This is a genomic window from Cryobacterium sp. 10I1 (assembly GCF_035019805.1).
Classification (GTDB): Bacteria; Actinomycetota; Actinomycetes; order Actinomycetales; family Microbacteriaceae; genus Cryobacterium; species Cryobacterium glucosi.
The window spans coordinates 1-21,194 of record NZ_JASJVF010000038.1; the positions used below are offsets into that span (position 1 = coordinate 1).

19 protein-coding genes are annotated in these 21,194 nt (G+C 67.7%); 3 read left to right on the forward strand and 16 right to left on the reverse strand.

The genetic code is table 11. From position 1 onward, the window contains the following. Positions 1-263 precede the first annotated feature (263 nt). The 10 genes from QN345_RS05730 to QN345_RS05775 all read right to left on the reverse strand — a co-directional run bounded on the left by QN345_RS05730 (position 264) and on the right by QN345_RS05775 (position 10,946). Positions 264-1,358: a 3-dehydroquinate synthase family protein gene (locus QN345_RS05730; protein WP_323508494.1), complete on the reverse strand. Its 1,095-nt coding sequence runs from the start codon at positions 1,356-1,358 to the stop codon at positions 264-266. Then, a complete protein-coding gene (locus QN345_RS05735) occupies positions 1,351-1,911 on the reverse strand; it encodes a shikimate kinase (protein WP_322135774.1) in 561 nt (186 codons plus the stop codon). The genes QN345_RS05730 and QN345_RS05735 overlap by 8 nt, the downstream gene beginning before the upstream one ends. A 13-nt stretch (positions 1,912-1,924) precedes the next feature. Further along, entirely contained in the window at positions 1,925-3,145 is a 1,221-nt protein-coding gene (gene aroC, locus QN345_RS05740) for a chorismate synthase (RefSeq protein WP_322189725.1), read from the reverse strand. 63 nt (positions 3,146-3,208) lie between these two features. After that, on the reverse strand, positions 3,209-4,579 hold the full coding sequence (gene mltG / locus QN345_RS05745; protein ID WP_241984959.1) for an endolytic transglycosylase MltG: 1,371 nt from the start codon (positions 4,577-4,579) through the stop codon (positions 3,209-3,211). A gap of 2 nt (positions 4,580-4,581) precedes the next feature. Beyond that, the gene (ruvX, locus tag QN345_RS05750) at positions 4,582-5,088 is read right to left on the reverse strand and encodes a Holliday junction resolvase RuvX (protein ID WP_322189726.1); all 507 of its coding nucleotides are present in this window, start codon (positions 5,086-5,088) and stop codon (positions 4,582-4,584) included. Positions 5,089-5,091: 3 nt separating this feature from the next. Next, positions 5,092-7,746, reverse strand: a complete 2,655-nt coding sequence (gene alaS, locus QN345_RS05755; protein WP_134561158.1) for an alanine--tRNA ligase — start codon at positions 7,744-7,746, stop codon at positions 5,092-5,094. A 57-nt stretch (positions 7,747-7,803) separates the two neighbouring features. Then, complete coding sequence (locus tag QN345_RS05760) at positions 7,804-8,037, reverse strand: hypothetical protein (RefSeq protein WP_134449459.1); 234 nt, start codon at positions 8,035-8,037, stop codon at positions 7,804-7,806. Between the two features lie 112 nt (positions 8,038-8,149). Beyond that, positions 8,150-8,524: a DUF948 domain-containing protein gene (locus QN345_RS05765; RefSeq protein WP_134449458.1), complete on the reverse strand. Its 375-nt coding sequence runs from the start codon at positions 8,522-8,524 to the stop codon at positions 8,150-8,152. A gap of 141 nt (positions 8,525-8,665) precedes the next feature. Further along, positions 8,666-9,295, reverse strand: coding sequence for a 30S ribosomal protein S4 (rpsD, locus tag QN345_RS05770; RefSeq protein WP_134449457.1), 630 nt, complete (start codon positions 9,293-9,295; stop codon positions 8,666-8,668). Positions 9,296-9,551: 256 nt separating this feature from the next. Then, on the reverse strand, positions 9,552-10,946 hold the full coding sequence (locus QN345_RS05775; protein WP_134561159.1) for a replication-associated recombination protein A: 1,395 nt from the start codon (positions 10,944-10,946) through the stop codon (positions 9,552-9,554). Positions 10,947-11,056: 110 nt separating this feature from the next. On the opposite strand from QN345_RS05775, the gene QN345_RS05780 reads away from it, so the two are divergent. The 3 genes from QN345_RS05780 to QN345_RS05790 all read left to right on the forward strand — a co-directional run bounded on the left by QN345_RS05780 (position 11,057) and on the right by QN345_RS05790 (position 13,907). Next, positions 11,057-11,869, forward strand: a complete 813-nt coding sequence (locus tag QN345_RS05780) for a peptidylprolyl isomerase (protein WP_322189727.1) — start codon at positions 11,057-11,059, stop codon at positions 11,867-11,869. A gap of 85 nt (positions 11,870-11,954) precedes the next feature. Further along, positions 11,955-13,187: a DUF349 domain-containing protein gene (locus tag QN345_RS05785; RefSeq protein ID WP_134559867.1), complete on the forward strand. Its 1,233-nt coding sequence runs from the start codon at positions 11,955-11,957 to the stop codon at positions 13,185-13,187. A gap of 105 nt (positions 13,188-13,292) precedes the next feature. After that, a complete protein-coding gene (locus QN345_RS05790) occupies positions 13,293-13,907 on the forward strand; it encodes a hypothetical protein (protein ID WP_134561160.1) in 615 nt (204 codons plus the stop codon). Here the strand turns inward: QN345_RS05790 and QN345_RS05795 are convergent. The 6 genes from QN345_RS05795 to ruvA all read right to left on the reverse strand — a co-directional run. Further along, complete coding sequence (locus QN345_RS05795) at positions 13,894-16,164, reverse strand: RelA/SpoT family protein (RefSeq protein ID WP_134449452.1); 2,271 nt, start codon at positions 16,162-16,164, stop codon at positions 13,894-13,896. The two genes, QN345_RS05790 and QN345_RS05795, sit on opposite strands and share 14 nt — an antisense overlap. A gap of 129 nt (positions 16,165-16,293) precedes the next feature. Beyond that, entirely contained in the window at positions 16,294-17,310 is a 1,017-nt protein-coding gene (gene secF / locus QN345_RS05800) for a protein translocase subunit SecF (protein ID WP_134449451.1), read from the reverse strand. Further along, a complete protein-coding gene (gene secD / locus QN345_RS05805) occupies positions 17,310-19,028 on the reverse strand; it encodes a protein translocase subunit SecD (protein ID WP_134449450.1) in 1,719 nt (572 codons plus the stop codon). Before secD ends, secF begins: the two co-directional genes overlap by 1 nt. Positions 19,029-19,091: 63 nt before the next feature. Then, on the reverse strand, positions 19,092-19,610 hold the full coding sequence (yajC, locus tag QN345_RS05810) for a preprotein translocase subunit YajC (protein ID WP_323508495.1): 519 nt from the start codon (positions 19,608-19,610) through the stop codon (positions 19,092-19,094). Between the two features lie 6 nt (positions 19,611-19,616). Beyond that, a complete protein-coding gene (gene ruvB, locus QN345_RS05815) occupies positions 19,617-20,630 on the reverse strand; it encodes a Holliday junction branch migration DNA helicase RuvB (RefSeq protein WP_323508497.1) in 1,014 nt (337 codons plus the stop codon). Between the two features lie 53 nt (positions 20,631-20,683). Beyond that, positions 20,684-21,194, reverse strand: a 511-nt coding sequence (ruvA, locus tag QN345_RS05820; protein WP_323508496.1) for a Holliday junction branch migration protein RuvA, incomplete at its 5' end; no start/stop codon positions are given.

Sequence of the window (21,194 nt, forward strand, 5' to 3'; positions counted from 1 at the left end):
CGCGTGACTGGTCGAATCGGCGTGGGCTTCCGCGCCGAAGCGCGGAAAGAGGCGGGCCGGCCCCGCACCTGCTCCGGCACCGAATGCCGAGCCGAATGCGGACTCGTGCGCCCTGGCCAGTTTCAGCACGACATCCCGAACGGGTTCGCCTATCGACCCCACGGTCCACTGGTTCACTGTCTGTCCTCCGATCGACTCTGGTCGGCGACCGGGTCGCTGCCCGCTCAGGGCATCATTCTAGGACCCATTCCTCGACGACGACGCTAGGAGCCGATTTCCTGGTACGCGGCGAAGAGCAGCGACGTGTCGGGGCCCTCGAGCACCGTCGGCTTGCCGATGTCGTCGAGAACGATGAAACGCAGCATTCCGCTGCGGGTCTTCTTGTCGCGTTGCATCGTCGCAAGCAGGGTGTTCCAGCGGCCGACCGGGTAGCTGGTCGGCAGGGTGAGCGATTCGAGGATGCTGCGGTGCCGGTCGGCCGCCTCGTCGGACAGCCGTCCGCTCAGCCGGGCGAGCTCCGCGGCGCCGTGCCGCCAGCCGTACCGTTCGGCGTGCTCGACGGCGTGGCCGAGGGTGTGCCCGTAGTTGAGGATCTCGCGCAGGCCGGATTCCTTGAAGTCAGCGCCGACGACGCGGGCCTTCATCTCGATCGCGAGTTCGAGCACGCGGCGGAACTGCGGCGTCTTCGGGTCGGTCACGGCCGCGACATCCGCTTCGACGATGTCGAGGATCTCGGGCACCTGGATGAAGCCTGCCTTCACGATCTCGGCGAAACCGGCGAGGATCTCGTTGCGGGGCAGGTCGTCGAGGGTGTCGAGGTCGCAGATCACGGCGGCGGGTGCGTAGAAGGTGCCGACCAGGTTCTTGCCTTCGGCGGTGTTGATGCCGTTCTTGCCGCCGACGGCGGCGTCGACCATGCCGAGCACGCTCGTCGGGAGCTGGACGAGGCGAACGCCGCGCAGCCAGGTCGCCGCGACGAAACCGGCGAGGTCGGTCGCGGCTCCGCCGCCGAAGCCGATCACGGCGTCCGTCCGGCTGAAGTCGGCCTGGCCCATCACCTGCCAGCAGAACGCGGCGACCTCGACCCGCTTGGCGGCCTCGGCATCCGGGACCTCGGCGATGAGCACCTCGTAGTGCGCGAGCAGGCCCTCGCGGAGGGCGACGGCGCGAGCGCCGAGCGTGGAGGTGTGCACGATGAGCACCTTGCCGACCTTCGGGCCGAGCTGTTCCGCGACCTCGGAGAGCAGTCCCCTGCCGATGATGACCGGGTAGCTGTCGGTTCCGGACACCGTGATGACGGTCGTCCCGGTGGTCCCGGTGGTCTCGGTGGTCTCGGTGGTGTTGTGAACGTCAGTCATGCGTGTTCTGCCCTCTCTGGGTCCAGGCCACGACATCGTCGGCGATGGAGTCCATCTGGCGATTCGAGGTGTCGATGTGGAGACCGGCAAGCTCTTCGTAGAGCGGGCGGCGAAGTTCGTAGATGCGGATCCAGTCGGAGAGCCCGCCAGCAAGCAGCGGTCGTTTGCCGCCCTTGATCCGGCCGGCGACGGCCTGCTCCGTCACGCTCAGGTAGACGACCCGGCACCGGGCGAGGTCGGCGCGGGTGCCCGGATCGAGCACCGCTCCCCCACCGAGGGAGACGACGGCCCTGGTGGCGAGGGCCTGGCCGACGGCGATCCGTTCCAGCGCGCGGAAGTGTCCTTCGCCGTACCGGCTGAAGAGGTTCGCGATGGACCCGTGTCCGGAGACCACGAGCGCGTCGGTGTCCACGAACGGAACGCCGAGCACCCGCGCCACCCGCTTGCCGACCCTGGTCTTTCCGGCGGCCATCGGCCCGATCAGCACGAGCGGGAAGTCCGGGAGGTCACCGTCCCCTGCCGGTTCCGGCACGGCGGGCAGGTCCGCTGTCACAGTGCCGCCGGGATCACAGCGAGGCGTCGCTCGACGCGCCCGTCTTGAGGTTGCCGGGGATGTGTGCGAGGTAGGACTCCAGGTTCCGCATGGTCTCGTCGATCGAGTCTCCGCCGAACTTCTCCAGCACCGAGTTGGCGAGAACGAGCGCGACCATGGCCTCGGCGACGACGCCTGCGGCAGGAACGGCGCAGACATCCGACCGCTGGTGGTGGGCGGGGGCCGCCTCGCTCGTCGTGACGTCGACGGTGCGCAGTGCCCGGGGGATCGTCGCGATCGGCTTCATGCCTGCCCGCACCCGCAGCACGGTTCCCGTGCTCATGCCGCCCTCCGTACCGCCTGCGCGGTCGCTGACCCGCTGGATGCGGCCGTCGGACTGCACGAGCTCATCGTGCGCGTGCGAACCGCGGCGGGTCGTGGTGAGGAAGCCGTCCCCGACCTCGACGCCCTTGATCGCCTGGATGCCCATCAGGGCCGCTGCGAGCTGGGAGTCCAGTCGCCGGTCCCAGTGCACGAACGAACCGAGACCGGGCGGCAGGTCGTATGCCAGCACCTCGACGACACCGCCGAGGGTGTCTCCGTCCTTGTGAGCCTGGTCGACCTCGGCCACCATCAGCGCGCTGGTCGCCGCGTCGAAGCAGCGCAGCGGGTCGGCGTCGAGCATCCCGACGTCGTCCGGGTGGGGCAGCGGAGCGTCTTCGGGCACGCGCACGGGCCCGATCGACAGGGTATGGCTGACCAGGCGGATGCCGAGCTCGGCGAGGAACGACCGTGCGACGGCACCGAGGGCCACCCGTGCGGCGGTCTCGCGAGCACTGGCCCGTTCGAGGACGGGCCTGGCTTCGTCGAAGCCGTACTTCTGCATGCCGACGAGGTCGGCGTGACCCGGCCTGGGCCGGGTGAGCGGGGCGCCGCGGCCGCGAGTGCTCTGGGCTTCGCCCGGCGCCGTCTCGACGGGGTCAGCGCTCATGACCTCTGACCACTTCGGCCACTCGGTGTTGCCGATCCGCAGCGCGACGGGCCCGCCGAGGGTGAACCCGTGCCGGACACCGCCGGAAATGGTGAGATCGTCCTGCTCGAACGTCATCCGGGCGCCCCGGCCGTAGCCGAGTTTGCGGCGCGCGAGATCGAGGCGGATCGAATCGAGTGTGACCGGGATCCCTGCGGGCAAACCCTCGACAATGGCGATGAGTTCGGGGCCGTGGGACTCTCCTGCGGTGAGCCAACGAAGCATGCCCACTATCCTTCCACAGGCTTTCCGTGGTTCTCGCGCTCAGGAAGCGGGGGTGTCGTGCGCTCAACCATATTCGGGGTGGTCCTTCATCCAGGCCTGCCATTGGGCGACACCGGCTTCGTGTTCGGCTGCGGTCGTCGAGAAGATGGTCTCGCCGGTGTCGAGGTTCCAGGTCACGAAATACAGCCAGGTCCCGTCTGCGGGGTGCAGGGCTGCGTTGATCGCGAGGTCCCCCGGGTTCGAGATCGGGCCGACCGGGAGTCCGGGGTGGACATAGGTGTTGTATGCGTTGCCCGCGTCGGCGCGTTCGGCATCCGTCGTCGTGACGACGTTCGTGTGGCCGGTGCCGTATGCCACCGTCGCGTCGGACTGCAGCAGCCCGCTCTCCCACTGAGCCGGGTCGAGCCGGTTGAGGAACACCCGGGCGACCTTGGGGTAGTCGGCGGCGAGGCCGGCCTCCCGCTGGATGAGTGCGGCGAGCACGATGGTCTTCCACCGGTCGGCGGGCGCGACCCCTGCGGAGTCGAGGGCCTGGAACTGGCGGTCAACGAGGGTCTTGAGCGCGTCCTTCGCGGTGATGCCCGGAGCGAAGGTGTACGTCGCGGGGAACAGGAAGCCCTCGAGGGTCGTGGCCTCTGCCGGAAGGCCGAAGGCCGCGACATCGGTGGACGCCGCCTGGAGGTCGGCGAGCGGGAGGTTCGTCCCCTCGCTGACCAGTTGGAGGATGTCCGCCTCCGCCGTTCCTTCCGGGATCACGACGGTCTGTTCGAGCTTGCTTGCAGGGTCCTGAAGTGCGGTGAGCGCGGCGCTCGCGCTCATCTTCGTCATGAGCTGGTACGCGCCTGGCTGGAAGACCGGAGCGGGGGTGACCTTCAGCAGCAGCTTGTAGAAGGCGTCGTAGCTCTTGACGACGTCCTGGGCCACCAGCGTGTTCGCCACGTCCGATCCGGTCTCACCGTCATGGATCATGACCACGACCTTCGTCTCGCCAGACCCGGAGTAGTCGGCGGGACCAGCGAGGGTCGCCTGGAGCTGGGAGATCGGGCCCTGCAGGGCGAAGAAGGCCCCCGCCACGAGCGCCACCAGCACGACGAGGGCGATCAGACAGCCCCACGCGCCCTTGCGACGCCGCTTGGGCGGTCGCGGTGGCTCGGAGCCGAGTTGGGAGCGACGGCTCGATCGTGAGGTCGACGGAGCCTGGGCGGTCGTGCGGAGCGACCGGCGGGTGGGGAAGTCACCGCCGTCGGCGGGGGCCCCTGCGTGGCCCGGCTCGCCGGACGCCGTCGTCCCGGCGTGCGGAGCCAGCAAAGATGCCCAGGGATTGACCGGGGTTTCCTCGCCGGGAGCAGGAGTCGGAGGAGTACCGTGCGCGTGGGGCGCCGCTGAGTTCCGGCCTGCCGGGTCGTCCCGGGGGTCGAGCGGTGGGTGGGACACGATCAGGACCCTTCGATCGGGGCGGCTGGCGACGGTGGCGTGGCGGGAACGGCCGGCACAACGGCAGAACCTGGCGGATGCCCGAGACCGCGTTCGGTGTCGAGAGCATGCTGGAGGATGATGGTGGCCGCTACCTGGTCAATGACCGGGCGCTGTGTCTTCGCCTTCCGGCCTGCCGTGCGGAGGACTCCCTGGGCGGCGACGGTCGAGAGCCGTTCGTCGACGAGGCGCACGGGAACGGGAACGGCCAGGGCGAGCACCTCCGCAAAGCCGACGGCGTCCTGTGTCGACGCGGTGTGGTTTCCGGACAGGGCGAGCGGGAGGCCGACGATGACCTCCATTGCGCCGAGATCCTGGACGACGGCGATGATGCGGGCGACATCGGTGACGCCGTTCCCGTCCCGGGGAACGGTTTCGACCGGGGTCGCGAGCATGCCGTGCGGGTCACTCATCGCGAGACCGATCCTGGCCTTGCCGACATCGACTCCGACCCGCACGCCATGCCGCATTCTTCAGCCCGCGATCGTGGTGCGGACGGCGACGAGGGCGCTCGCGATCTTGTCGACGTCGGTTCCACCGCCCTGGGCGAGGTCGTCCTTGCCGCCGCCCCCGCCGCCGAGGATGCCGGCGACGAGCTTCGCGAGGGCCCCGGCGCGCTGGCCCGTCTCCCGCGCTGCAGCGTTGGTGGCCACGATGATGACTGGCTTGTCGTCGACGACGGCCGCAAGCGCGACCACCGCAGGGTCGGAGCCGAGCTGCGCCCGGGTTGCCGTGACCAGCATCCGCACCTCATCGGGAGAGTGCAGGGTGCCGAGGTTCTCGGCGACAAGGCGTACTGCCCCTGCGCGCTGGGCGGTCGCGACGAGTGCGGGGACGCGCTCGGTCAGCGCTTTCGCCTCGAAAGCCGCGATCTTCTTCTCCGCGGCCTTGAGGCTCGTGAGCAGCTCGCCGATGCGTTCGGGCAGTTGTTCCTTGGGAGTCTTGAGGTTCGCGGTCAGCTGGGAGACGATCGCCCGCTCAGCAGCGAGGTCCCGGAAGGCCTCGAGGCCGACGAGGGACTCGACGCGGCGGTTCGTGGACCCGACCGAGGCCTCGCTGACGAGGTTGATCATTCCGATCTCGGCGCTCGAACCCACGTGGGTTCCCGCGCAGAGTTCCCGTGACCAGGGTCCGCCGATGTCGACGACGCGAACCCGGTCGCCGTACTTCTCGCTGAAGAGCGCCATGGCCCCGAGTGCCTTCGCCTCGGCGAGGGGAAGCTCACGGGTGACGACGGGCAGGTTGTCGCGGATCGCGTTGTTGGAGATCTCCTCGATCTCGCTGCGGGTCGCGGCAGAGAGCGCCTGGTTCCAGGAGAAGTCGAGACGGAAGAATCCGGCCTTGTTGTACGAGCCGGACTGGTGCGCGTTCGGGCCGAGGACCTGGCGAAGTGCCGCGTGCAGCACGTGGGTTCCGGAGTGCGCCTGCCGGGCGCCGCGTCGCCAGTCGGGATCGACGACGCTCGTCGCAGGGTCTCCGACGCCGACCTCACCGCTTGTGACGTGCACCTTGTGGCTGATCAGGCCCTTGACGGGCTTCTGAACGTCGAGGACCTCGAGCTCGTATCCGCGGCCGACGATGAGGCCGGCGTCGGCCTCCTGACCGCCGGACTCGGCGTAGAGCGCGGTCTCGGCGAGGATCACTTCGGCGATTTCGCCCGCGACCGCCTTCGTGACGGATGCGCCGTCCACGATGATCCCGAGCACGCTGGACTCGGTCTGCAGTTCCTCGTATCCGGTGAACACCGTCTCGCCTGACGCGCGGAAGGCGCTGTAGACGGAGAGGTCGGCGAGGTGGGTCTTCTTGGCCTTCGCGTCCGCCTTCGCCATCGAGCGCTGCTTGGCCATCAGGGCGTCGAATGCCGACCGGTTGACGCTCAGCCCGGCTTCTTCCGCCATCTCGAGGGTGATCTCGATCGGGAACCCGTAGGTGTCGTGCAGCAGGAACGCGGTGTCCCCCGGCAGTTCGGTCTTCTTCGCCTTGATCGTCTTCGCGACCGCGACGTCGAGGACCGTGCTGCCGCTCGCAAGGGTGCGGAGGAAGGTCTCCTCCTCGGCGTATGCGCCCTGGCTGATCCTGGCGTAGTCGCCGTGGACCTCGGGATACGCGCTCATCATGGCGTCCCGCGCGGCGGGGAACAGTTCGGGGAAGGTCGCGACGTCCACGCCGAGCAGGCGCATGGCGCGTACCGTGCGGCGCATCAGCCGCCGGAGGATGTAGCCGCGACCCTCGTTGGACGGCGTGACGCCGTCGCTCATCAGCATGAGCGAGGACCGCACGTGGTCTGCGACGATGCGCATGCGTACGTCGTCGTCGTGCACGGCGCCGTAGCGGCGTCCGGAGAGGGCGGCAGCGAGGTCGAGGACCGGACGGACCTGGTCGATCTCGTACATGTTCTCGACGCCCTGCTTGAGGAAGGCGACACGTTCGAGACCCATGCCGGTGTCGATGTTCTTCTTCGGGAGGTCGCCGAGGATGACGAAGTCGTTCTTGCCGGTCCCCTCGCCCCTGAGGTACTGCATGAAGACGAGGTTCCAGATTTCGACGTACCGGTCGTCGTCCGTCGCCGGGCCGCCGTCGGCACCGTACGCGGGGCCGCGGTCGAAGAAGATCTCGGAGCAGGGGCCCGCTGGGCCCGGCTGGCCGGTAGACCAGTAGTTGCTGTCCATTCCGAGGCGCTGGATGCGGTCCTCCGGCAGGCCGAGGGCGCGCCAGTAGCGGAACGCCTCGTCGTCATCCTGGTAGACGGTGACCCAGAGGTCCTTCTCCTGGAATCCGTAGCCGCCGTCGGCCTCAGACGTCGTCAGGAGCTCCCAGGCGTAGCCGATGGCCTGTTCCTTGAAGTAGTCCCCGAAGGAGAAGTTGCCGTTCATCTGGAAGAACGTGCCGTGGCGGGGTGTCTTACCCACCTCTTCGATGTCGTTGGTCCTGATGCATTTCTGCACACTCGTCGCACGGGGATACGGCGCGGGGACGAGGCCGGTCAGATAGGGCACAAAGGGCACCATCCCGGCGACGGTGAACAGGAGGGTGGGGTCGTCGCTGACGAGTGACGCCGACGGTACGACGGTGTGTCCGCGGTCGGCAAAGAAGTCGAGCCAGCGCCCGCGAATTTCAGCAGTCTGCATGGGTTCCGTAGTTCGTTGAAAATGAATAGGCGAAAAAGTAGCGAGGGCTGAGCGGGCTCAGGGGCGGGTCGTTCCGCCGAGCGCGTCCGTTCCGGCGTCGGCGACGTCGCCGAGCGCGTCGCGCAGCTCGGCTTCGCGCTTGCGGTAGCCATCGGAGATGGCCTCGCCGAACTCGCGGGCCTTGGTGTCGAGGTCACTGAAGAACAGCTTGCCCTGACGGGTGTTGTTGGCTTCATGCGCGATCAAGAATCCGATGCCGACCCCGATGACCAACCAGATGAAATTCTTCATGACAAATGCTCCCTGAACGGTGTGGAGACCCTGATAAGAAATGCGCGATGGCCGCGCGTGTGGTGCGGCCGGCGTATCCCGGACTCGACCAGCCTCTTTCCAGCGTAGCCGACTACCCGCGCCGACGGCCTGCGCGCGTCGGGGATGCCGCGCGGAAACCCGCCCTGACGGCGGCGGAGAAGCCTGCGAGTTTGATGAGCGGTCCGCCGACGGTCGCGGCGAACAGTGCGACGAGTGCCGAGACATTGCCCGTCACGTCCGCGACGTTTCCGGTGATCGTGTCGACCCTGGCCAGCTGTTTGTTGGTTTCTTGCAGGGTCGTCGTGGTTTCGGAGAGGAGCGGCGTGACGTTCTGGCTCAGCTCATGGATGGCCAGGGTCGTCTCATCGAACACCCGGCCGAGCTTCAGCAGCGGGACCGCGAGGAGCCCGACGAGAACGGCAAACACGACGGCGGCGGCGAGGCCCGCGATATCTCCACCTGACACTGGTGACTCCATCCATTCCGAGAGGGGCATGCATTGGCACCCGGCGTGCTGCACCGGTTAACGCACGAAGCGGACCACCCCGTAGGGGGTGATCCGCTCTCCAGCGTAGTTCAGATGCCGTCTGACGACGGGCAGGGGAACCTAGCGGGCTGCGTAGTACTCGACGACGAGCTGGACTTCACACGTCACGGGGATTTCGATGCGCTTCGGGCGACGCACGAGGCGGGCCTGCAGCTTGTCGATCTCGACCTCGAGGTACGGCGGGAGCTTCGGGAGCACGTCGACGTGTCCGCCGGCTGCGGCGACCTGGAACGGTTCCATGCCCTCGCTGCGAGCCTTGACGTGGATGAGCTGGCCCGGCTTCACGCGGAAGGAGGGGCGGTCGACGAGCTGGCCGTCGACGAGGATGTGACGGTGCACGACCATCTGGCGGGCCTGAGCTGTCGTGCGGGCGATTGCCGCGCGAACGAGGAGTGCGTCGAGGCGGGTCTCGAGGATCTCGACCAGGTTTTCACCGGTCAGGCCCTGGGCGCGACGAGCTTCTTCGAAGGCGATCTTGAGCTGGGCTTCGCGGATGCCGTACTGGGCCCTTAAGCGCTGCTTTTCGCGGAGACGCACGGCATAGTCGGAATCGGTCTTGCGCTTGGTGCGACCGTGCTCGCCCGGAGCGTACGGACGCTTCTCGAGGTAGCGGGCGGCCTTCGGGGTCAGGGCGATGCCCAGGGCCCGCGACAGGCGGGTCTTACTGCGGGTACGTGACTTGGTAGACACGGTGTCCTTTCAATGGAACGAGCAACAGAAAAGGTGGAATCCAGGGCGCCCGCACGTGAGCAGGCGTCATGGGAGATCAGAGGGGTGTGCCACGGGGTGCCCGGCTACAGGGCTCCCTCTCCAACCTGGAATCGGACGCAGCCGCATACCGATGCCAGTTGTAGGCCTGAAAAGAATACCACACCGGACCCCGGCGGCCGTGCCGGTGCGGGACGGGGCGCGGGAGTGCATTCGGCCCTGTCGCGCGCGCCCGCCGTCAGTCGCCGCGGATGATCCGGCGCAGCTTGCCGAGGCGTGCCGAGACTTCGCGTTCGTTGCCGTGTTCGGTGGGTTGGTAGTAACGGACCGCCTTGAGTTCGTCCGGCGGATACTGCTGCTGCACGACTCCGACGGTGTCGTCGTGCGGGTAGCGATAGCCCTTGCCGTGCCCGAGTCGTTTGGCGCCGGCATAGTGGGCATCGCGCAGGTGCTTCGGCACCCGGCCGGTTTTGCCGGCGCGGACGTCAGCGATCGCCGCGTCGAGCGCCATGTACGCGGCGTTGGACTTGGGTGCGGTCGCGAGGTGCACGACGGCCTGGGCGAGCGGGATCCGCCCTTCCGGCATCCCGATCAGCTGCACGGCGTCGGCTGCGGCGACCGCGATCACGAGGGACTGGGGGTCCGCCATGCCGATGTCCTCCGAGGCGAGGACGATGATGCGGCGCGCGATGAACCGCGGGTCTTCCCCCGCCTCGATCATCCTCGCGAGGTAGTGCAGGGATGCGTCGACATCCGATCCGCGTACCGACTTGATGAAGGCACTGATCACGTCGTAGTGTTCGTCGCCGTTGCGGTCGTAGCGCAGCAGCGCCCTGTCGACGGCGAGGGCGACTGTGTCGCTCGTGATGACCGGTCGAAGGTCCGGCTCCGGCGCTTCGGGATCGACACCGTCATCGTCATCGTCATCGTTCACGGTGCCCGATGCTGACGTCCCTGACAATGCAGAGACGGATGCCGCCTCGAGCGCCGTGAGCGCACGGCGGGCGTCGCCGGAGGCAAGCCTGATGATCGTGGCACGGGCGTCCGGTTCCAGCACAAAGCGATCGGCGAGACCCCGGGCATCCGTCACGGCCCTGTCGATGACGACCCCGAGGTCCTCGTCGCTGAGCGTTTCGAGGGTGAGCAGGAGGGACCGGGACAGCAAGGGCGCGATCACGGAGAAAGAGGGATTCTCGGTCGTTGCGGCGACGAGGATGATGACCCCGTTTTCGACCCCGGGCAGCAGTGCGTCCTGCTGGGCCTTGCTGAACCGGTGAATCTCGTCGAGGAAGAGCACGGTCGACAGTCCGTAGAGGTCGCGGCTCGTGCGCGCCTCCTCCATCACCTGCCGGACGTCGCGCACGCCGGCGGACACGGCGGAGAGTTCGACGAAACGACGGCCGGAGCTGTGCGCGATCGCCTGGGCGAGGGTCGTCTTCCCGGTGCCCGGCGGACCCCAGAGAATCACCGAAACCGCGCCGCGCTCCCCCGACTTGTCACTGGCCAGGCTGACCAGGGGTGAACCTGGGGTGAGAAGGTGCCGCTGGCCGGCGACTTCAGCGAGGGTCGTCGGGCGCATCCGTACCGCGAGGGGTGTTGCGCCGCTGCGCAGTCCGGGTTGTCCATCGACCATGCCTCAAGCGTAGTTCGCACCGCTGACACCGGCGTCCGAGCTGCGGTCCTCTCGTTGTAGAGTTCAAGCTGGTTGCGGAACGAGTCCGCGCGGATTCCCGGAGGACAGCCGTGGCAGCGAACAAGAAGCAGGATCGCGACGAGCGCGAGGCCCGCATCCGGGTTCGCGCATACCAGGCACGCCGGGCTGTTCACGAACACCAGCAGTCCCGCCGCCGCAGGGACAACATCGTGGCAGGCATCGCCGTCCTCGTCGTCGCCGTGCTCGCCGTCGTCGCCCAGGTCTACTTCTTCAACGGCGGTCCCGGCACCCCGGCGCCGAGCTCCTCCGCAACGGCAGCACCCACGGCCACACCGTCGGCGACCCCGACCGCTGCGGCCGGCGCGAACACCGGAACCGTCCCTCCGAGCACGCTCGCCGAGGGCCGCACCTGGACGGGCACCCTCGGCCTCAACGGCATCAACCTCGGGATCGAACTCGACGGCGCGGCGGCCCCGCAGGCGGTCTCGTCCTCGATCAGCCTCGTCCAGTCCGACTTCTACTCCGACCTGACCTGCCACCGCCTGACGACCTCGGGCATCTACGTGCTCCAGTGCGGCGACCCGGCAGGCGACGGCTCAGGCGGCCCCGGATACAGCTATGGGCCCGTCGAGAACGCGCCGGCCGACAACGTCTACCCGGCGGGATCGATCGCGATGGCACGCCAGAGCGCCAATGGGTACAGTCAGGGCAGCCAGTTCTTCATCCTCTACGAAGACTCGACCATCCCGGCGGATGCCGCAGGCGGCTACACGGTGATCGGCCATGTCACGAGCGGGCTCGACCAGGTGAAGGCGCAGATCACGGACGCCGGAGTCGCAGACGGTTCGACGGACGGCGCCCCCAAGGTCACCACGTTAATCAGCGCCTTCAGCGTCCAGTAGTTCCAGCCGTCCGGGCCTTGCAATAGGCTTGACCGGGTATTGGCCCAGTGTGGGCACACACACATCGACATCTAAGGTGAGACTCTTGACTACGACAGATCAGCAACCATGGGGTCGCGTAGACGAATCCGGCACGGTTTTCGTGCGCGAAGCGTCGGGCGAACGCGCGGTTGGCCAGTATCCTGACGCGACGCCGGAGGAGGCCCTGGCCTACTTCGAGCGCAAGTACGTCGAACTCAACGGACAGGTCACCCTTCTGGAACAGCGCGCCAAGGGCGGCGCACCGGCTGCGGACATCGCAAAATCGGTCTCGCACCTCGCGAAGACCGTTGCGACCGCCAACGCCGTCGGCAACCTCGCGGCCCTCGTGGAGCGTCTCGGCGCCCTCGGCGGCGCCGTCAGCGAACTCACGGAGCAGCAGGGTGCCGAATCGAAGGCCGCCGCAGTGGCCGCCGTCGCCGAACGCGCCGCGATCGTCGAGGAGGCCGAGGCGCTCGCAGCAGAAGACCCGGCCAAGACGCAGTGGAAGCAGACAAGCGCAGCCCTCGACGCACTGTTCGCCAAGTGGCAGGCGCACCAGCACGATGCCCCTCGCATCCCCAAGGGTGAGGCCAACGAGCTCTGGAAGCGTTTCCGCGCTGCACGCACGACCATCGAGCAGAACCGTAAGGCGTTCTTCGCCGAGCTCGACACGGCGCACAAGGACGTCCGCAACCGCAAGCAGCAGCTCATCGAGCAGGCGGAGGCCCTCGCGCCGAAGGGCGCAGACGGGATCCCCGCCTATCGCACGCTGCTCGACGAGTGGAAGCTCGCCGGCCGCAGCGGCAAGAAGCAGGACGACGCCATGTGGGCGAAGTTCAAGGCCGCCGGCGACGTGCTGTACTCCGTCAAGTCTGAGATCGACGCCCAGGACGACGAGGAATTCGCTGGGAACCTCGTCGAGAAGCTCGCGCTCCTCACCGAGGCCGAAGCGCTCCTCACCGAAACCGACCGCACCAAGGCCCGCACCGCGCTCAGCTCCGTGCAGCGCCGCTGGGACGCGATCGGCAAGGTTCCCCGCGACTCCGTCAAGGTCGTCGAAGATCGCATGCGCAAGGTCGAAGCGGCCGTCCGCAAGCTCGATGACGATCACTGGGTGCGGAACAACCCGGAGACCAAAGCGCGTACGGAGGGCCTCGCCGGCCAGCTGCACGACGCGATCGCCAAGCTCGAGGCCGAACTCGCAACCGCAGAGGCAGGAACCGATGCCCGCGCGATCACGGAAGCCCGCGAGGCGCTCGAGGCCCGCAAGGCGTGGCTGAAGGCCATCGGCCAGTAGGCCGCAACCCGCGGAGTCCGTCCACAAGCGACGGGGCTCCGGCAGCTGTCCACAGATGCCGGAGCCCCGTCGCTTTCGTGTACTCCCGGGGCGCACCCTGTCCAGGTGCCCATCCGACTCCCCGACGTCCTTTCCCCGCGCGATCTCCCCCTCGCAGAGCTCTCGAGCCTGTGCCTGGACGGAGAGCTGTTCCGCGTCGGCGACTTCTGGAGCCCGGTGGACCTCGCGGAAGACCGGGACCAACGGGCGCGGTCCCTCGCCCTCCTGGTGCCGGCCAAGGCGATCGCGGAACGGCTGACCGCCGCGTGGATCTACGGCCTCGCTCCCGAGCCGGGGCGCCACCAGTTCTGCGTGCCCATCACGGCGCGGGCGTACTTCCCGCCGTCACCGCGTTTCGGCGTCCGCGAGGTCGCCTGTGACCTCGAGAACACGATCCGCGTCGGCGCCCGCACCGTGCGCAGGGACGGTATCCTGCCGGGCGGCCTTCTCGTCACCCGGCCGCTGCGCACCGCACTCGACCTCGCGCGCTGGCCTCCCCCGGAGTCTCCCGCCCCGTCAGCCCTGATCGGTGCACTGCTCCGCCTGGCCGGCCACCCGGACACCTCGGCGGCGAGGCGCACCTGCGCCATCGACCGCCTCCCGTACACCCACAGGGCGCTCGTTCAGCTCGACGCCGCGGAAACGGCCATGCAGGCGCTCGGAGAGCCTACCCGTCGTTGACGCGGTAGACGTCGTAGACGGCGTCGATGCGACGCACGGCGTTGAGTACCCGGTCCAGGTGGGTCGTGTCACCCATCTCGAAGACGAAACGGCTGATCGCCAGCCGATCGCTCGAGGTGTGCACGGTCGCGGAGAGGATGTTGACGTGATGTTCGGAGAGCACCCTGGTCACGTCCGACAAAAGTCCTGAGCGGTCGAGGGCCTCGATCTGGATCTGGACCAGGAACAGGCTCTTCGACGTGGGGGCCCAGTCGACCTCGATCATCCGCTCCGGCTCCTTGAGCAGCGACTGCACATTGCGACAGGATGCCTGGTGCACGGAGACTCCGGCGCCGCGAGTGATGAACCCGACGACCTTGTCTCCCGGAACCGGGGTACAGCAACGGGCGAGTTTGACCAGGATGTCCGGGGCACCGCGGACGAGGATCCCGGAGTCGCTGTTGCGCAGCGTCTGGGTGCGTCCGTTCGGCGCGAACGGCAGATCGGTCGCATCGCTCTCCTCGACGCTCTGCAGGGTCGCGACGACCTTCTCGAGCACCGACTGCGTGCTGATGTGCCCCTCGCCGACGGCGGCGTAGAGCGCGGAGACGTCCTCGTACTTCATCACCGCTGCGACCTCGGCGAAGGAGTCCTGGTTCATCAGCTTCTGCAGGGGAAGGTTCTGCTTGCGCATCGCGCGGGCGATGGCGTCCCTGCCCTGTTCGATGGCCTCGTCGCGGCGTTCCTTGGTGAACCACTGCCGGATCTTGTTGCGGGCCCTCGGGCTCTTGACGAAGTTGAGCCAGTCCTTGCTCGGCCCCGAGTCCGGGTTCTTCGAGGTGAAGACCTCGACGACGTCCCCGGTGACCAATGGGCTCTCGAGGGGCACCAGCCGCCCGTTGACCTTGGCACCCATGGTGCGGTGGCCGACCTCCGTGTGCACGGCGTAAGCGAAGTCGACGGGGGTCGCTCCCGTCGGCAGGCCGATCACCCGGCCCTTCGGGGTGAAGACGTAAACCTCTTTGGCGCCGATTTCGTAGCGCAGCGAGTCCAGGAACTCGCCGGGGTCCGCGGTCTCGGCCTGCCAGTCGGAGATGTGCGCGAGCCAGGCCATGTCGGTGTCGCTCTGCGGGCCGGGCCCCGAGCTCTTGCCCGTGGTCTGTTCCTTGTACTTCCAGTGCGATGCGACGCCGAACTCGGCACGCTGGTGCATCTCCTGGGTGCGGATCTGGATCTCGACGGCGCGACCGCTCGGGCCGAGCACCGTCGTATGCAGGGACTGGTAGAGGTTGAATTTGGGTGTGGCGATGTAGTCCTTGAACCGGCCGGGCAGCGGCGTCCAGCGGGCGTGGATCGCACCGAGCACGGCGTAGCAGTCCCGAACCGAGTTCACGAGGACACGGATGCCGACGAGGTCGTAGATCTCGTCGAATTCGCGTCCCCGCACGACCATCTTCTGGTAGATCGAGTAGTACTGCTTGGGCCGTCCCGCGACCTTGCCGCGGATGCGCGCGGCCTTGAGGTCTTCGACGATCGCGTCGATGACGTGCTGCACGAACTCCTCGCGCTGCGGGGTGCGCTGCTTGACGAGGCTTTCGATCTCGGCGTAGAGCTTCGGATACAGGACCGCGAAGGACAGGTCTTCGAGCTCCCACTTGATGGTCTGGATCCCGAGGCGGTGCGCGAGCGGGGCGTAGATCTCGAGCGTCTCCGTCGCCTTGCGCACCGCGGACTCTGCGGGAACGAATCCCCAGGTGCGCGCGTTGTGGAGCCGGTCTGCGAGCTTGATGATCAGTACCCGGATGTCCTTGGACATCGCGACGATCATCTTGCGAACGGTCTCGGCCTGGGTGCTGTCGCCGTACTTGACCTTGTCGAGCTTCGTCACGCCGTCGACGAGCATCGCGATCTCGTCGCCGAAGTCGGCGCGCAACTGGTCGAGGGTGTACTCGGTGTCTTCGACGGTGTCGTGCAGCAGGGCGGCGGCAACGGTCTTCGGGCCGATGCCGAGGTCTGCGAGAATCTGGGCGACGGCGACCGGATGGGTGATGTACGGTTCTCCGCTGCGGCGCACCTGACCCTCGTGGGCGCGTTCCGCCGCGGTATACGCGCGCTCGATGATCGACAGGTCGACCTTCGGGTGGTGCATCCGCACGGTCCGCAGCAGGGTGTCCACGGCGCCGACCGGCTGGGCGCGGGAGAAGATCCGCGGAACGAGGCGTCGGAGGGAAGCGGCGGGCAGCGGCGCGTTCGGTGGCGGTGTCGTCGTTTCCGTCATCTCACACCTCGTTCGCGAGCGCCCGGCCATTCCCGGGCATCCAGCAATTATCGCGCCTTTTTCGACCGCTCCGTGCCGCTCCCCTCGAATTAGCCGGGGAGCGGCGCTATTGGCGGTGATCCGGTGCGGCTAGACGGTGACGCGCACGTCCGTCTTCGGCGCGGAGGACGCCTTGGCGCGCAGGGCGAGCGCCTTCTTGTCACGCTTGCGCACTCCGGGTTCCATCGTGCGGAGCTGGGCGTACAGCGGAGATGCGATGAAGATGGTCGAGTACGCGCCGGCGATGATACCGATCAGGAGCGCGAGCGAGATGTCGCGCAGCGTTCCCGCCCCGAGCACGAACGCGCCGATGAACAGGATCGAGCCGACCGGGAGGATCGCGACGACCGAGGTGTTGATGGAACGCACGAGCGTCTGGTTCACCGCGAGGTTGACAGAGTCTGCGAAGGTCCTGCGCGATTCCGGTCCGTCTTCGCGGGTGTTCTCTCGGATCTTGTCGAACACCACGACGGTGTCGTAGAGCGAGTAACCGAGAATCGTCAGGAACCCGATCACCGCGGCCGGGGTGATCTCGAACCCGGTGATCCCGTAGAACCCGGCCGTGATGATGAGGTCGTGCAGCAGCGCGACCATCGCGGCGAGGGACATCTTCCAGGTCCTGAAGTACAGGGCCATGCCGATCGCGGCGAGGACGAGGAAGATCCCGAGGCCCCTGAGTGCCTGACCGGTGATGTCAGCACCCCACGACGGGCCGATGAACGATGCCGTGACCTGCTCGGCGGGCACGCCGTACGCGTCGGCGAGTGCTGTGCGCATCTGCCGGGTCGCGTCGCTCGACAGCTGGTCCGTCTGAATGCGGATGCCGGTGGTGCTGACGTTCGACACCTTCGGGACCGCGGAGGGCTCGATGCTCGTCACGGCCTTGACCGCGAGCGACTGGTCCTGGGTCGCGACGTCGCTCACGACGAATTCGGAGCCGCCGGTGAATTCGATACCGAAGACGAAGCCGCCACGAAGCTGGGGCACCACGAGCGCGATCAGGATGGCGATACCGGCCAGGGAATACCAGACCTTGCGACGCCCGATGATGTTGAAGGAGCGCTTGCCGGTGTGCAGGTCGTTGCCGAACTGGGAAAAGCTCGCCATTAGGAATCCTTCCCGTCGGTCGACCGATCCGAGGAGGATCCGACGAGTTCTGATGCTTTCCGCTCGGCGATGGTCTGGCGCTTCGCGGCCTCACGGCTCGCGGACGACAACTTGGCGGAGGCGACCTCGTCTGAGGGCCGGAACTTCGCCCTCCCCCGGTAGGTGGCTCCGAGAGCCCTCGGGTCCAGGCCGCTGAACCGGTGGCCCTCGTTGAAGAAGCGGGTCTGGGCGAGCAGCTGCAGGACCGGGTGGGTGAAGAGCGCAACGACGACGACGTCGACGATCGTCGTGAGCCCGAGCGTCAGGGCGAAGCCCTTCACGTTTCCGACGGCGACGATGAAGAGCACGCCCGCGGCGAGGAAGTTGACCGCGTCGGAGGCGAGGACCGTGCGGATGGCGCGCTTCCAGCCCGCTTCCACGGCCGATTCCAGCCCGCGGCCGTCGCGCAACTCGTCGCGCACTCGTTCGAAGTACACGATGAACGAGTCCGCCGTGATTCCGATGGCGACGATCAACCCCGCGACACCGGCGAGGGAGAGCCGGTAGCCCTCACGCCAGGACAGGATCGTGATCAGCAGGTAGGTGATGACGGCGGCGACGACGAGCGACGCAACCGTGACGAAACCGAGCAGTCGGTACTGCAGTAGCGAGTACAGGACGACCAGGATGAGTCCGATCAGGCCGGCGATGAGGCCGCTCACGAGCTGGGTCGAACCGAGGGTCGCCGAGATCGTGTCCTGGCTCTGCACGGTGAAGCTCAGCGGCAGGGCTCCGAACTTCAGCTGGTCCGCGAGAACCTTCGACGATGCCTGGTCGAAACTGCCGCTGATCTGGGCGTTGCCGTCCGTGATCACGGCGAGGGTGCGTGGCGCGGAGATGACCTTGCCGTCGAGCACGATCGCGAACTGGTTCTGCACGCCGGTGAGGCCGCTCAGCCGGGTGCTGACCGTCGCGAAGTCCTTGGTGCCCTGATCGTCGAACTTGATGTTGACGACCCACTCGCCGGTGGTGGCACCGGACTGGGTCGTCTTCTGGCCGTTGGTGGCGTCGGAGACGTTCTCGCCGCTGACCTCCACCGGCCCGAGGATGTACTTGACCGAACCGTCTGTCTCACAGGTCACGAGCGGCTGGTCGGCCGGTGCGACGTTGGAGGTGTCGATGGTCGAGCAGTCGAAGGCGTCGTACTGCGCCTGGAGCGCCGGGGTCACCCAGCTGAGATCGCTGCCGTTCGTCGGTACGGCCGTCGGCGTGCTCGACAGGCTCGGGTCGACCGTGGCTACCGGAGTCGGCGTTGCGGTGCCGTCGGCGCCGACAGCTGCCGTCGACGGGGCGGCGGCGACCAGGACCGGGCGGAACTCGAGCTTCGCGGACGATTCGATCCGGTTGATGGTTGCGTCGTCCGGGATTCCCGGGATCGACACGACGATGTTCTGGCCGCTCGTGTTGATCTCCGCCTCGGAGACACCGGAGGAGTCGATGCGCTGCCGGATGATCGACACCGCCTGGTTCAGCTGCTCCTGGGAGACGGACTGACCGGACTCGAGCTTCGGCGCGAGGATGATCTGCGTGCCACCCTCGAGGTCCAGGGCCAGCTTGGGCGCCCAGGACCCTCCGGCGGTGAGGACACCGAAGAGGTTGACTGCGACCAGGCCGATGACGATCACCCCCAGCCACGTCAGGGAACGCCAGGCCTTCTTGGCCGGAGTCGACTTTGCCACCTTGGAACTCAGCTTTCTATACGCGTGCGGGCGCCACAAGGACGCGAGCCGGGCGAGGGTTGGTTACGCGTCGCCCTTGGTGGGGTCGCTCTTGGTCGAATCGGTTGAGGGGGCCTCGTCGGCAATGCGCTCACCGAACTCTGGTTCGCCCAGGAGGATCGCGTCGTCTTCATTGAGCCGGGCCGCGCGCGCGTCGTCGGTCGACGACTCGAGTTCGGCATCGGCTTCGTCGGCGGACTCGTCGGTGACGGCGGGCTCGACGACGCGGGAGATCGCCTGGCGGTGCATCTGGACGACGGTTCCGGGAGCAATCTCGAGCTCGACCTTGTTTGCTTCCTCGTCGATCGACAGAATGGTTCCGTACATACCGAAGTTGGTCATGACGTTCGCGCCCGCGACCATCTGCGACTGCAGCGACGCCTGTTCCTTCTGGCGCTTGCGGCCGTTGCGGAACATAAAGAACACCAGCAGCGCCAGTACGGCGAGCATGACGAGAGTCAACGGATCCATAGTGCAGCAAAGCCTTTCAGTTGCGGCGCGGTGGCCGAAGCGTGTGCGTACATGCGGCTCGGAGCGAACCACATCGAATTATAGGTCATCAAGCGGAAGGGCGGGTTGGCGGCCGACGTCGTTCGGATCGGCGAGCCCGAAGTGCCGCCAGGCGGCTGCCGTCGCCACGCGGCCACGCGGGGTGCGCGTGAGGAAGCCTATCCGTACCAGGAACGGCTCAACGACCGACTCGACGGTCTCGGCTTCTTCCCCCACCGAGACGGCGAGGGTGTTCAGTCCGACCGGCCCACCCCCAAAACGGGTAAGGATGATGTTCATGACCTCGCGGTCGAGCCTGTCGAGGCCGATCGGGTCGACGTCGTAGAGCTCGAGGGCCGCGTGGACGGCCGCCAGGTCGGCGGCACCGCCATGGACGAGGGCGTAGTCGCGCACCCTGCGCAAGAGCCGGTTCGCGATACGCGGCGTTCCCCTGCAGCGACCGGCGATCTCCGCGATGGCCTCCCTGTCGATGTCGAGGTCGAGCATGGTCGCCGCGCGGGCGAGGACCTGTTCCAGCTCCTGGCTGGCATAGAACTCGAGGTGCGCCGTGAACCCGAACCGGTCGCGAAGCGGGTTCGGGAGCATCCCGGACCGTGTCGTCGCGCCGACGAGGGTGAATGGGGCGAGGTCGAGCGGCACGGACGTGGCGCCTGCGCCCTTGCCCACCATGATGTCGATGCGGAAGTCCTCCATTGCGAGGTAGAGCATCTCCTCTGCGGACCTCGCCATCCGGTGGATCTCGTCGATGAAGAGCACTTCGCCTGGCACGAGGGAGGACAGCACCGCTGCCAGGTCGCCGGCGTGCTGGATGGCCGGACCGCTCGACATGCGCAGCGGGCGGTTGCCCTCGTAGGCGATGATCATGGCGAGCGTTGTCTTGCCGAGGCCGGGAGGGCCGGCGAGCAGGATATGGTCTGGTGTGCGATTCTGCATCGTTGCGGCGGTGAGCATGAGCTGCAACTGGCCGCGCACCTTCTGCTGGCCGACGAATTCCGCGAGGCTCCGCGGGCGGAGCGCGCCCTCGAATGCCAGCTCGACCTCACCCTCGAGCAGTGGGCTCGTGAGCTCGACCCCGGGGTCCGGCGTCGCCGCGAACTGGTCCGATGTCACTGCCGGTCCTCCGAAGCCTGGTGCGCCGGTCCGAGCCGGGCGAGGACGAGCCTCAGCAGGGCGGCGACACCGATCAGGTCGGGTTCGGCGGCCTCGGCGAGGGTCTCCCTGACGGCTTCCTCCGCGACTCGCTCGGACCAGCCGAGGCCGATCAGGGCGGCCTGGACGCTCGCTGCGGGGCTTGCCACGGCAGGACGCCTGGTGCGGGGTGCGCCGTCGACGGCCGAAACCACGACCTTGCCGGCCAGGGACAGGATGATGAGCTTCGCGGTCTTCGGCCCGATGCCGCTGACCTTGCGGAAGACGGCGTCGTCTTCACCTGCGACGGCCTGGGCCACCTGGTTCGGGGTGAGCACGGCGAGTACGCCGAGCGCGGACTTCGGGCCGACCCCTGTGACGCCGATGAGAAGTTCGAAGACGGACAGCTCGTCGGCGGTCGCGAAACCGTAGAGGGTGAGCGAGTCCTCCCTGACCAGCAGGGTTGTCAGCAGGCGCGCCTCGCTGCCG

Excerpts from the sequence above, each read along its gene's own strand:
- QN345_RS05760 (WP_134449459.1), bottom strand. The coding sequence starts at position 8,037 with ATGAAGAATTTCATCTGGTTGGTCATCGGGGTCGGCATCGGATTCTTG.
- alaS (WP_134561158.1), bottom strand. The coding sequence starts at position 7,746 with ATGCAGACTGCTGAAATTCGCGGGCGCTGGCTCGACTTCTTTGCCGAC.
- QN345_RS05775 (WP_134561159.1), bottom strand. The coding sequence starts at position 10,946 with ATGGTCGATGGACAACCCGGACTGCGCAGCGGCGCAACACCCCTCGCG.
- ruvX (WP_322189726.1), bottom strand. The coding sequence starts at position 5,088 with ATGCGGCATGGCGTGCGGGTCGGAGTCGATGTCGGCAAGGCCAGGATC.
- aroC (WP_322189725.1), bottom strand. The coding sequence starts at position 3,145 with ATGCTTCGTTGGCTCACCGCAGGAGAGTCCCACGGCCCCGAACTCATC.
- QN345_RS05795 (WP_134449452.1), bottom strand. The coding sequence starts at position 16,164 with ATGACGGAAACGACGACACCGCCACCGAACGCGCCGCTGCCCGCCGCT.
- secF (WP_134449451.1), bottom strand. The coding sequence starts at position 17,310 with ATGGCGAGCTTTTCCCAGTTCGGCAACGACCTGCACACCGGCAAGCGC.
- QN345_RS05730 (WP_323508494.1), bottom strand. The coding sequence starts at position 1,358 with ATGACTGACGTTCACAACACCACCGAGACCACCGAGACCACCGGGACC.